General features: G+C 70.0%; 10 protein-coding genes. 7 read left to right on the top strand and 3 right to left on the bottom strand.

Features of this window, described 5'->3' with window-relative positions:
• Positions 1-285: 285 nt before the first annotated feature.
• Entirely contained in the window at positions 286-3,399 is a 3,114-nt protein-coding gene (locus AC1DF3_RS21380; protein ID WP_478140792.1) for an efflux RND transporter permease subunit, read from the bottom strand.
• A gap of 10 nt (positions 3,400-3,409) precedes the next feature.
• A complete protein-coding gene (locus tag AC1DF3_RS21375; protein WP_286536598.1) occupies positions 3,410-4,702 on the bottom strand; it encodes an efflux RND transporter periplasmic adaptor subunit in 1,293 nt (430 codons plus the stop codon).
• Positions 4,703-4,918: 216 nt separating this feature from the next.
• On the opposite strand from AC1DF3_RS21375, the gene AC1DF3_RS21370 reads away from it, so the two are divergent.
• The 6 genes from AC1DF3_RS21370 to AC1DF3_RS21345 are packed head-to-tail and all read left to right on the top strand — an operon-like array spanning position 4,919 to position 9,127.
• The gene (locus AC1DF3_RS21370) at positions 4,919-5,332 is read left to right on the top strand and encodes a DUF2306 domain-containing protein (RefSeq protein ID WP_286536597.1); all 414 of its coding nucleotides are present in this window, start codon (positions 4,919-4,921) and stop codon (positions 5,330-5,332) included.
• 40 nt (positions 5,333-5,372) lie between these two features.
• On the top strand, positions 5,373-5,894 hold the full coding sequence (locus AC1DF3_RS21365) for a DUF6622 family protein (RefSeq protein ID WP_286536596.1): 522 nt from the start codon (positions 5,373-5,375) through the stop codon (positions 5,892-5,894).
• Positions 5,895-5,918: 24 nt separating this feature from the next.
• Complete coding sequence (locus AC1DF3_RS21360) at positions 5,919-6,209, top strand: 2TM domain-containing protein (protein ID WP_478140787.1); 291 nt, start codon at positions 5,919-5,921, stop codon at positions 6,207-6,209.
• Positions 6,203-7,243: an alpha/beta hydrolase family protein gene (locus tag AC1DF3_RS21355; protein WP_478140786.1), complete on the top strand. Its 1,041-nt coding sequence runs from the start codon at positions 6,203-6,205 to the stop codon at positions 7,241-7,243. Before AC1DF3_RS21360 ends, AC1DF3_RS21355 begins: the two co-directional genes overlap by 7 nt.
• Positions 7,240-8,301, top strand: a complete 1,062-nt coding sequence (locus AC1DF3_RS21350) for a sensor histidine kinase (protein ID WP_286536593.1) — start codon at positions 7,240-7,242, stop codon at positions 8,299-8,301. The genes AC1DF3_RS21355 and AC1DF3_RS21350 overlap by 4 nt, the downstream gene beginning before the upstream one ends.
• 4 nt (positions 8,302-8,305) lie before the next feature.
• Complete coding sequence (locus AC1DF3_RS21345) at positions 8,306-9,127, top strand: LytR/AlgR family response regulator transcription factor (RefSeq protein ID WP_286536592.1); 822 nt, start codon at positions 8,306-8,308, stop codon at positions 9,125-9,127.
• 77 nt (positions 9,128-9,204) lie between these two features.
• Here AC1DF3_RS21345 and AC1DF3_RS21340 read toward each other — a convergent pair whose 3' ends face one another.
• Complete coding sequence (locus tag AC1DF3_RS21340; protein ID WP_301812377.1) at positions 9,205-9,543, bottom strand: hypothetical protein; 339 nt, start codon at positions 9,541-9,543, stop codon at positions 9,205-9,207.
• Positions 9,544-9,679: 136 nt separating this feature from the next.
• Between AC1DF3_RS21340 and AC1DF3_RS21335 the strand changes: the two genes are divergently transcribed.
• Positions 9,680-11,482, top strand: a complete 1,803-nt coding sequence (locus AC1DF3_RS21335; protein WP_286536589.1) for a glutamine--tRNA ligase/YqeY domain fusion protein — start codon at positions 9,680-9,682, stop codon at positions 11,480-11,482.
• Positions 11,483-11,485: the final 3 nt, after the last annotated feature.

Raw genomic sequence — 11,485 nt, 5'->3', positions numbered from 1 at the left:
TCCCTGCGCTGCTCGCGACAGGCGGGGTCCGCGCAAACTCGCTCCGCTGCGCTCCACTCAAACACGCGCGGCCCTGATCCGCCTGCCGCTCCGCTGCTCGGCGGTGCCTCAACGGCCGGCCCAGGGCATACCGCCCGCCACCGCTGAGACGTCGGGGTTGCATCGACGTTGGAGACGACACGGATCTTTGATCACCCCCAAGCCCGGCCCGAAGGGCCGGCGCAGTGGGGTCGCTCGGCCCACACCGCATCCCGGGCGCCCGTGCAACGAAAACAGCTAGGAAGCTCATCCCACGGCCCTCGCCCCGAACCGCCGCCCCAGCCGATCGAAGCCCAGGTAGATCACCGGCGTGGTGAACAAGGTCAGCACCTGGCTCACCACCAGCCCGCCAAAAATCGCGAGACCCAGCGGACGCCGCAGCTCGGCGCCCTCGCCCCAGCCCAGCATCAGCGGCAGTGCCGCGAACAGCGCCGCCAGCGTGGTCATCAGGATCGGACGGAAGCGCAGCAGCGCCGCCTGGTGGATCGCCTCCAGCGGCCCCTTGCCCTGGTTGCGCTCGGCGTCGATCGCGAAGTCGATCATCATGATCGCGTTCTTCTTGACGATGCCGATCAACAGGATGATGCCGATGATGCCGATCACCCCGAGGTCGTTGCCGGTCACCATCAGCGCCAGCAGCGCGCCGACGCCGGCCGACGGCAAGGTCGACAGGATGGTCAGCGGGTGGATGTAGCTCTCGTAGAGCACCCCCAGCACGATGTAGACGCAGACCACCGCCGCCAGGATCAGCCACAGCTGGTTGGTGAGCGACTTCTCGTAGGCCCCGGCGGCGCCGAGGAAGGTCATGGTCACGCTCGGCGGCAGCGCGATGTCCTTGGCCGCGGCGCGGATCGCCGCCACCGACTTGCCCAGCGCCACGTTCGGCGGCGTGTCGAAGCCGATGGTGGCGGCCGGATACTGGGCCACCCGCGTCACCTGCAGCGGCGCGAACTGCTCGCGCACCGTCGCCAGCGCCGACAGCGGCGTCGCCGTGCCGGCGCCGGTGCGCAGCTGCAGCGTGCCCAGGCCCTCCGGCGAGGACAGCGACTCGCGATCGGCCTCGAGGATCACCCGGTACTGGTTGGTCTCGGTGAAGATGGTGGAGACGATCCGCTGGCCGAAGGCGCTGTAGAGCGCATCGTCGACCGAGCTGGCCGTCACCGACAGCCGCGACGCCGTGTTGCGGTCGATGTCGACGTAGGCCGACAGGCCCTTGGCACCCGCATCGGTGGTCGGGTTGCGCACCTGCGGCACGCTGCGCAGGCGCTCGACCAGCTTCTGCGCCCAGGAGTTCACCGTCGCCGTGTCGGCGCCTTCGAGCGAGACCCGGAACTCGGTCGGACCGGTCTCAGCGTCGATGGTCAGGTCCTGCGTCGGCTGCAGGTAGAGCGACACGCCGGCCACGCCTTCGCGCACCCGCTCGCGCAGCCGCTGCATCACGACGGCCTGGCTGTCATGGCCGGAGCGCAGGTTGATCAGCATGCTGCCGGTGTTGAGCGCCATGTTGTTGGCGGCGTCGACGCCGACCACCGAACTCAGGCTCTGCACGTCCGGGTCGGCCAGCACGATGTTGGCCGCCGACTGCTGCAGTTCGGCCATCCGCGCATAGGACACTTCCTGCGCGGCCAGCACCCGCGCCTTGAGCTGCCCGGTGTCCTGGGTCGGGAACAGGCCCTTTGGAATCAGCACGTACAGCGCCACCGTCAGCGCCAGCGTCAGCAGCGCCACCAGCAAGGTCAGCGGCTGATGGCGGAACACCCATTGCAGCCAGGTGTCGTAGCGCGCGATGATGCGGTCGAAAAAGCGCTGCACGGCGGCGCCGAAGCGTCCGCCCTCCTCGGCCTGCGGCTTGAGCCAGCGCGCCGACATCATCGGCACCAGGGTCAGCGAGACCACGGCCGAGATCAGGATCGTGATCGCCAGGGTCACCGCGAACTCGCGGAACAGCCGCCCCACCACGTCGCCCATGAACAGCAGCGGGATCAGCACCGCGACCAGCGACACCGTCAGCGAGATGATGGTGAAGCCGATCTGGGTCGCGCCCTTGAGCGCGGCCTGGAACGGCGGCTCGCCCTCTTCGAGGTAGCGCGCGATGTTCTCGATCATCACGATCGCGTCATCGACCACGAAGCCGGTCGCGATGGTCAGCGCCATCAGGCTCAGGTTGTTGAGGCTGTAGCCCAGCAGGTACATCAGGCCGCAGGTGCCGATCAGCGAGATCGGCACCGCGATGCTGGCGATCACGGTGGCGCGCAGGCTGTGCAGGAAGAAGAAGATCACCAGCACCACCATCACCACCGCCAGCGCGAGCTCGAGCTGCACGTGGCGCACCGAGGCGCGGATGCCGGTGGTGCGGTCGCTCAGAACCTCGACCTTCAGCGCGCCGGGCAGCGAGGCTTCGAGCTCGGGCAGCAGCTTCTTGACGCCGTCGACCGTGCCGATCACGTTGGCGCCGGGCTGGCGCTGCACGTTGAGGATGATCGCGGGATAGAGCTTGCCGTCCTGCGCGCCCGGCGCGGCGCTCGAATCCGAGCCGGCCCAGGCGCCGAGCTGGGTGTTCTCGGCGCCGTCGATGACGCGGGCCACATCGGTCATGCGCACCGGCGCGCCGTTCTTCCAGGCGACGATCAGGTTCTTGTAGTCGGCCGCGGTGACCAGCTGGTCGTTGGCATTGATCGTGTAGGCCCGCTTCGGGCCGTCGAAGCCGCCCTTGGCGCTGTTGGCGTTGGCCGCCGCGATCGCGGTGCGCAGGGTGTCCAGGCCGATGCCGACCGCGGCCAGCGCGTTGGTGTTGGCCTGGATGCGCACCGCCGGGCGCTGGCCGCCCGACAGCGACACCAGCCCGACACCGCCGACCTGGCTGATCTTCTGCGCCAGCCGCGTGTTGACCAGGTTCTGCACCTCGGTCAGCGGCATGGTCTCGGAGCTCACGGCCAGGGTCAGGATCGGCGCATCGGCCGGGTTGACCTTGGCGTACACCGGCGGCGCCGGCAGGTCGGCCGGCAGCAGCGAGCCGCCGGCGTTGATGGCCGCCTGCACCTGCTGCTCGGCGACGTCCAGGGTCTGGTCGAGCGCGAACTGCAAGGTCACGATCGAGACGCCGGTGGCGCTGGTCGAGCTCATGCGGTCGAGGCCGGCCATCTGGCCGAACTGGCGCTCCAGCGGCGCGGTCACGGTGCGGCTCATGACCTCGGGGCTGGCGCCCGGGTAGAGCGTCTGCACCTGGATCGTCGGATAGTCGACCTGCGGCAGCGCCGCCAGCGGAAGAAATCGGAAACCGACCAGGCCCGCGAGCACGATCGCGACCATGAGCAGCGCGGTCGCGACCGGCCGCTCGATGAAGGGACGTGAAGGACTCAGCACGTCTGCCTCACTGCGGCGGCCGCTGGCGCCTGCCCTCGCCGCCCGGACTGCCGGGCGCACGCGGGCCGCGCGGACCGGACGCGCCCGGCCGCGGCGCCGTCGCCGGCTTGTCGCCCTGCAGCGCCACGCGGGCGCCGTCCTTCAGGCGGTCGCCGCCTTCGGTGACGACATCCTCGCCGGCCGTCAGCCCGTCGAGGATCGCCACCACGTCGACCGTGGCGTCGCCGCGCTTGACGTTGCGCACCGACACCGTCCGGTCCTCGTTGACCACGTAGACGAAGTTGCCGTTGGGCCCGATGCGCACCGCGGTGACCGGCACCACCAGCGCATCGACGGTGCGCAGCACCATCTGAACGTTGACGAACTGGTTCGGGAACAGCGGCGTGCCGTTGTTGGCGAAGCGCGCCTTGGCCCGCACCGTGCCGGTGCTGGTGTCGACCACGTTGTCGAGGGTCGAGAAGACGCCGGTGTCGAGCACCGCACTGCGCACCCGGTCGAGTGCCTTGACCTGCAGCGCCTCGCCCTTGGCGAGCTGGGCCTGGATGTCGGGCACACGGTCCTGAGGCACCGCGAACTGGACGTCGATCGGATTCATCTGGGTGATCACCGCGATGCCGGTGCTGGCGTTGGCCGCCACGTTGTTGCCCGGATCGACCGTGCGCAACCCGATGCGTCCGGCCACCGGCGCGGTGATCCGGGTGTAGTCGAGGTTGAGCCTGGCGGCCGCCTCGGCGGCGCGGTCGGTGATCACGGCGCCTTCGAGCTGCTTGACCAGCGCCGCCTGGGTGTCGACGTCCTGGCGGGCGATCGAGTCCTGGGTCAGCAGCGTGCGGTAGCGCGACAGCGTCACGCGCGCGGCCTCGAGCTGGGCCTCGTCGCGCACCCGGGTGCCCTGGGCCTGCATCAAGGCCTGCTCGTAGGGACGCGGGTCGATGCGGGCCAGCAGCTGGCCCTTGGCGACCGACTGGCCCTCGGTGTAGAGCACCTCGGTCAGCACGCCGCCGACCTGCGGCTTGAGCGTGATGGTGGCCAGCGGCGTCACGGTGCCGAGGGCGTCGATCACGATCGGCATCTGCATGCGCCTGGCCGCTGCGTGGCCGACCGTGGAACTGGCGCCGCCGAAGTTCGGCCGGCCGCCGGCCGGCTCGCCGGAGCGCTTGATCAGGTACCAGCCGCCCACGGCCAGGCCCAGCACCACGGCCAGCGCCACCAGGCTGCCGAGCCAGCGCCGCCGTCGTGAAGGAACAGGGCGGATCGCGGGGAGGTGGTCGGTGGCGGGCTCGGGAAGGGGGGACGACATCGGTGAGTGGGCGTGGATTCGGCAGCCCGTAGTGGATCGCCGAATCGTAGCGCCCAGCCCTTACGAACCGTAAAGCCTCGGTAAAGCCGGCGTTGACCGCGTGCGTCCGGCGATCACCGAATGCAACTGGCGCCGCCCGGCTGCAGTTCGTCGCATGCCCATGGCGGGCACCCGGAAGCCTCGGCACAGTCCGCCCATCGTCTTCAGGAGCCCGCCATGCAGATGTCCCCCGTGATCGCCGTCCACCTCGCCGCCGCCGCCTCCGCCCTGGCTCTCGGGCCGCTGGTGCTCTGGGCCCGCCAGAGCCGGACCCAGCGGCCGCGCCTGCACCGCGCACTGGGCTACGCCTGGGTCACGCTGATCGTCATGGCCGCGCTGTCGGCGCTCTTCATCCGCGATTTCAGGCTGCCCAACATCGGCGGCTACACGCTGGTGCACCTGCTGGTGCCGGCCACCTTCTTCGGCCTGTCGCGCGCCTTCTGGAAACTCGCCAAGGGCGACATCCGCGGCCACCGCATCGCCATGCAGGCGACCTACATCAGCGCCTGCATCGTCGCCGGCGCCTTCACCTTGCTGCCAAGCCGCTATCTGGGCCAGATCCTCTGGAGCCAATGGCTCGGCGTGGCCTGAACCCGCACCTTCCTTCCTCAACCTCTCACGGAGAATCGCCATGCTGACCCAGATCTTCCTGCACACGCCCAAGTGGGTGTTCGTCCTGTTCGCGGCCCTGGTGTGGCTCGGCGCCAAGCAGCTGTTCGCGAACAGCGTCGGACTGGGCCGCGTGACGGTCATGCCGATCGTGATGACCGGCCTGTCGATCTTCGGCGTGACCTCGGCTTTCGGCGATTCGCCGACCGCCCTGCTGGCCTGGGCCGCCACCGCCCTGGTGGCCCTGACGCTGGTGCTCCAGCGCGGGCTGCCGGCCAGCACGCGCTATGCACCGGCGTCACGCACCTTCCACCTGGCCGGCAGCGCGGTGCCGCTGGCGCTGATGATGGGCATCTTCTTCACCAAGTACGCTGTGGGGGCGACGCTCGCGATGCATCCTGAAATCCGCCACGACGCCACCTTCGCGCTCGCGGTGCCCCTGATGTACGGTTTCTTCAGCGGCGTCTTCGCCGGCCGCGCGCTCCGGCTCTGGAAGCTGGCGCTGCGCGAGGATCGCGCGTTGTACAACGTCGGTGGCGCCTGAATCCATTCGACCCGGGAGTCCCTCATGTCCATCGATCAAGCACGCATCGAAAAGCTCGCCCTGCGGCGGGCCAAGGCCAAGCTGGGCTGGTTCGCCCATGCCGCGGTCTACGCCCTCGTCAACCTCGGGCTGGTCGCCCTGTCGCTGGCCAACGGCCGCAGCTGGGCCATCTACCCGCTGCTCGGCTGGGGCGTCGGCTTGCTGGCCCACGGCCTGTCGGTCTGGATGCTGCCTCCGGGCGGCGCCCTGCTCGGCCGCATGGTCGAGCGCGAGCGCGCCAGGCTGGCCGCCGGCGCCAAGGGGGACCCGTGGTGACGGCGGGCCTGCGGCGCCTGCTGGCGCTGGCGTTGCTCGGCGCCCTCGGCCACGCGGCGTCTGCCGCCACCGGTGTCGCCGTGCTGCCGGCACCGCCGGACACCGGTCCGGTCACTGTGTTCTTCCCGACCGCCGCGCCGGCCGCCCGCTTCGTCCGCGGCCCGTTCGCGTTCGAGCTGGCGGCCGACGCGGCGCCGCTGCGCGGCAACGGGCACCTGGTCGTCATGTCGCACGGCTCGGGCGGCTCGCCCTGGCCGCAGGCCGACCTGGCGATCGCGCTGGTCGACGCCGGCTTCACGGTGGCGATGCCCGAGCACGCCGGCGACAACTACCGCGACATGCGCGACGTCGGTCCGCCCACCTGGCGCCATCGCCCAAGGGAGGTGTCCCAAGCCATCGATGCGATGGCCGCCGACGCGCGTTTCGCGCCGCTGCTCGACTTCAGCCACGTCGGCGTCTACGGGATGTCCGCCGGCGGCCTGACTGCCTTGACCCTGGCCGGCGCGCGCTGGTCGCCTGCCCTGCTGAACGCGCATTGCCAGGCGCACCTGGCGCAGGACTTCCCGGCCTGCGTGGGCCTTGCGACTTCGCTCACGGGCGGCATGCTGGATGGCTTGCGCCTCGCGGCTTCCCGCCGGGTGATCGATTGGAAGCTGGGCAGCCAGACCACGCTCGAATCCTGGACGGACCCAAGGGTCACTGCGGCGGTGGCGGCGGTGCCCATGGCCGCCACCATCGAGATGAGCTCGCTCGCGAATCCCCGCATTCCCCTCGGACTCGTGCGCGCGGGCCACGACGAGTGGCTCGCCCCGCAATGGCACATCGACGCGGTGCGCGCCGCCTGCGGTGCCCGCTGCACACTGCTCGCCGACATGCCCGCCGCGGGCCACGGCTCGATCCTGTCGCCGCAGGTGCCGGACCTGCCCGACCGGGCGGCCCGGCTGCTGGACGACCCGCCGGGCTTCGACCGGGCGAGCCTCGCCGGCGTCTACGCCGCCATCGCCCGCTTCTTCGTCCAGAATCTGGCGCCATGAAGATCCATTGGTCCAGCGCGGGCCGGCATTACCTGCAAGTCATCGCGTTCTGCTGCGTGGTGGCCGTGCTGACCACCGCCATCTGGCCGAACAAGACCTACCTGGTGCAGGTCGGCTATGCGCTGTCGGTCGGGACCATCACCTGGAGCGTCATCGAGTTCGGCCGCTACCTGGTCGACGAGCGCCACTGCGAGGGCGGCGGCCCCGGCCGCGGCCATGGCTGGCCGCAAGGCTGGCGCGGCCTGCTGCTGACGGCCATCGGCATCGCCTGCGGCTTCCTGGCGGGCGACCGGGTGGGCGACTTCCTCTTCAACTACCGCAACGTCTCGTCCTCGCGCGACAACACCATCAGCCTGGTCATCACGGTGGTCGCCGGTGCCGCCGCGAGCTTCTATTTCCACGCCCGCGGCAAGGCGGCTGCCCTCATCGCCAAGATCGCCACCGCCGAGCGCGATGCGGGCGAGGCCCGGCTCAAGCTGCTCGAAACCCAGCTCGAGCCGCACATGCTGTTCAACACGCTGGCCAACCTGCGGGCGCTGATCACGGTCGATCCGCCGCGGGCGGTCGAGATGCTCGACCACCTCAACAACTACCTGCGCGTCACGCTCGCCGCCTCGCGCGCCACGGCGCATCCGCTGGCCCGCGAATTCGAACGCCTGCGCGACTACCTCGAACTGATGTCGGTGCGCATGGGTCCGCGCCTGCGCTTCGCGCTCGACCTGCCGGACGCCCTGCGCGAGCTGCCCGTGCCGCCGCTGCTGCTGCAGCCCCTGGTGGAGAACAGCATCCGCCACGGGCTCGAGCCGAAGGTCGAGGGCGGCGAGATCCGCATTCGGGCGCTGCGCGAGAACCGAGCCGCCGACGGCCTGCCGCAGATCCGCATCGAGATCCTCGACACCGGTGTCGGGCTCGGCACCGGGCCGCCGTCCGAGGGCGGCGGTTTCGGCGTCACGCAGGTGCGCGAGCGCCTCGCCACGGTCTACGGCGCCCGCGGCAGCCTGACCCTCGAGGCCACGGCCGCGGGCGGAACCCTCGCAACTGTCGTCTTTCCCACCTGATCGCATGAAAGCCACCGCCCTCATCGCCGAAGACGAACCGCTGCTCGCGCAGGCCCTGCGCGCAGAACTGGCTGCCGCCTGGCCCGACCTGGAGATCATCGCCAGCGTCGGCGACGGTGCCAGCGCCGTGCGGGAGGCCTTGCAGCGGCTGCCGCAGGTGCTGTTCCTCGACATCCGGATGCCGGGCCAGGACGGCCTGGGCGCTGCCGCCGAACTGGCCGACACCTGGCCGGCCGACGAGGCACCGATGCCGCAGCTGGTGTTCGTCACCGCCTACGACGAATACGCGGCGCGTGCCTTCGAGACCCAGGCGATCGACTACGTCCTCAAGCCGGTCCAGCCCGAACGGCTGCGCAAGACCGTCGCGCGCCTCCAGCAGGCGCTGGCGGCCCAGGCGCCCGCGGCGGCCGCCGAGCCCGCCGCCCTGGAGCGGACGCTGGCCCAGTGGCGCCAGTTGCTGGCCGGTGCCGCGGCGGCACCGGCCCCCAACGGCGGGCCGCTCAGGTTCATCGCCGCCAGCGAGGCCGGCGGCGCCACGGTGCGCATGGTCCCGGTCGACGAGGTGCTGTATTTCGAGGCGGCCGACAAGTACGTCCGCGTCCTGACCGCCGGCCACGAATACCTGATCCGCACGCCGCTGAAGCAGCTGCTGCCGCAGCTGGACCCCGACATCTTCTGGCAGGTGCATCGCGCGGTGGTCGTGCGCAGCAGCGCGATCGAGGCGGTGCACCGCGACGAGACCGGCCGCCAGCACCTCAGCCTGCGGGGCCGGGACGACCGGATACCGGTCAGCCGGCTCTACGCGCACCTGTTCCGTGCCATGTGAACCGACATGAAAAAACCGGCCCGTTCGACGGGGCCGGTTTTTCATGGTGACAGCAAAACAAAGAGGCTATCGGCCGCTCAGCGGTAGTACCCGTGTCCGTGATGGCGGTAGTAGCCCGGGCCCGGACGGTAGTAGCCGGGAGCCGGCCGGTAGTAGGCGGCAGGCGGCGCGTAGTACACCGGTGCCGGGCGGTAGTAGACCGGCGGCGGCGGGTAATAGACCGGCGCCGGCGCAACGTACACCGGGGCGGGTGCGTAGTAGGGCTGCGGAGTGGCGACACCGATCGCCACGCCGGGCACGTTGACGCCCACCGACCAGCCGACGGCCGCGCTGGCCGATGCCGTGGCGAACAAGGCTCCGGCGGCAACGACGCCGGCGGCAGCCCATTTGAAAAAGGTGGTGCGGGTAAGGCTCATCGTGAAACTCCTGTGAAGGCGGATATTGGCCGCCCATGTCATGTATTGAACGCGCGAGGTGTGAACCTGGTGCACGGCCTTGCGTGAAGATCGTTGCCAAAGGTAACGCGCCTGAGGGGCCACCTAGAATGGATGGATGACTTCCCCTGCAGACAACGACAGCACCAAGCCGAGCAATTTCCTGCGCCACGTGATCGAAAGCGACCTCGAACAGGGCAATTATTCCACCCGCAAATGGGGCGGATCCCCGGGCGACGCGGCCCATCACGCCGGGGGCATGCAGGATCCGGCCAAGGTTCGCATGCGCTTTCCGCCGGAGCCCAACGGCTACCTGCACATCGGCCACGCCAAGAGCATCTGGCTCAACTTCGAGCTGGCGAAGGAATACGGCGGCGTCTGCCATTTGCGCTTCGACGACACCAATCCCGAAAAGGAAGAGCAGGAATACGTCGACGCCATCCGCGACGCCGTGCAATGGCTGGGTTACGACACCCATCTGGCCGACAACCCTGCCAAGCCGGGCGAGGCCAACGACCATGTGTACTTCGCGAGTAACTACTTCGATTTCATGTACCAGGCCGCGGAATACCTGATCGGCGCCGGCTTGGCCTATGTCGACGAGCAAAGCGCCGAGCAGATCCGCGCCAACCGAGGCGACTTCAACACGCCCGGCACCGACAGCCCGTTCCGCGGCCGCACGCCCGAGGAAAACTTGGCGCGCTTCCGCGCCATGCGCGACGGCCAGCTGGAAGATGGCGCCGCCGTGCTGCGGGCCCGCATCGACATGGCGAGCCCCAACATCAACATGCGCGACCCGGCGCTGTACCGGATCCGCCGCGCCACCCACCACAACACCGGCGACAAGTGGTGCATCTATCCGATGTACACCTTCGCGCATCCGATCGAGGACGCGCTGGAGCAGATCACCCACAGCTTCTGCACGCTCGAGTTCGAAGACCAGCGGCCCTTCTACGACTGGCTGCTCGACCGGCTGGCCGAAGGCGGCCTGGTCGCGTCGCCGCATCCGCGCCAGTACGAGTTCGCGCGGCTCAACGTGACCCACGTCATCACCAGCAAGCGCCGCCTGCGCCAGCTGGTCGAGGAGAACCACGTCGACGGCTGGGACGATCCGCGCATGCCGACCCTGGCCGGCCTGCGGCGCCGCGGCTACACGCCCGAGGCGCTGAAGCTGTTCTGCGAGCGCTCGGGCGTCACCAAGTCCGGCGGCTGGATCGACTACGCGAGCCTCGAGGCCGCGCTGCGCGACACACTCGACCCGATCGCGCCGCGCGCGATGGCAGTGCTCGACCCGGTCAAGCTGGTCATCACCAACTGGGACGAGTTGATGGGCGCCGGCTTCCTCGACGACTGCACGGCGCCGGTGCACCCGCACCACCCCGAGCGCGGCCAGCGCAGCTTCAAGATCGGCCGCGAGGTCTGGATCGAGCGCACCGACTACGAGGACGTGCAGCCCAAGGGCTTCTTCCGCCTGTTCCCGGGCAACAAGGTGCGGCTGAAGTACGGCCACACGATCGTCTGCACGGGCGGCACCCGCGACGCCTCGGGCAAGCTGCAGGAAGTGCAGGCCACGCTGGTGCCCGACACCAAGAGCGGCACGCCGGGTGCGGACGCGATCAAGGTCAAGGGCAACATCACCTGGGTGGCGGCGGCCGATGCGCTGCAGGCCGAGGTGCGCCTGTACGAACGCCTGTTCGCGGCGGCCCAGCCGGGCAGCGGCGAATTGCTGGAAGAACTGAATCGCGACAGCCTGGTCACCTGCCAGGCCTTCGTCGAGCCCTCGCTCGCCGGCGCCGCCGAGGGCGGAGCCGGATTCCAGTTCGAACGCCACGGCTACTTCGTGGTCGATGCCAAGGCGGCGGCCGCCGGCCAGCGCGTGTTCAACCGCGCAGCGGGCATGCGCGACAGCTGGGGCAAGTGAGGC

The organism is Variovorax sp. 10N432, from assembly GCF_056394465.1.
Note: the sequence above shows the minus strand (reverse complement) of the source record. Positions and strands in the feature narration are given on the sequence as shown.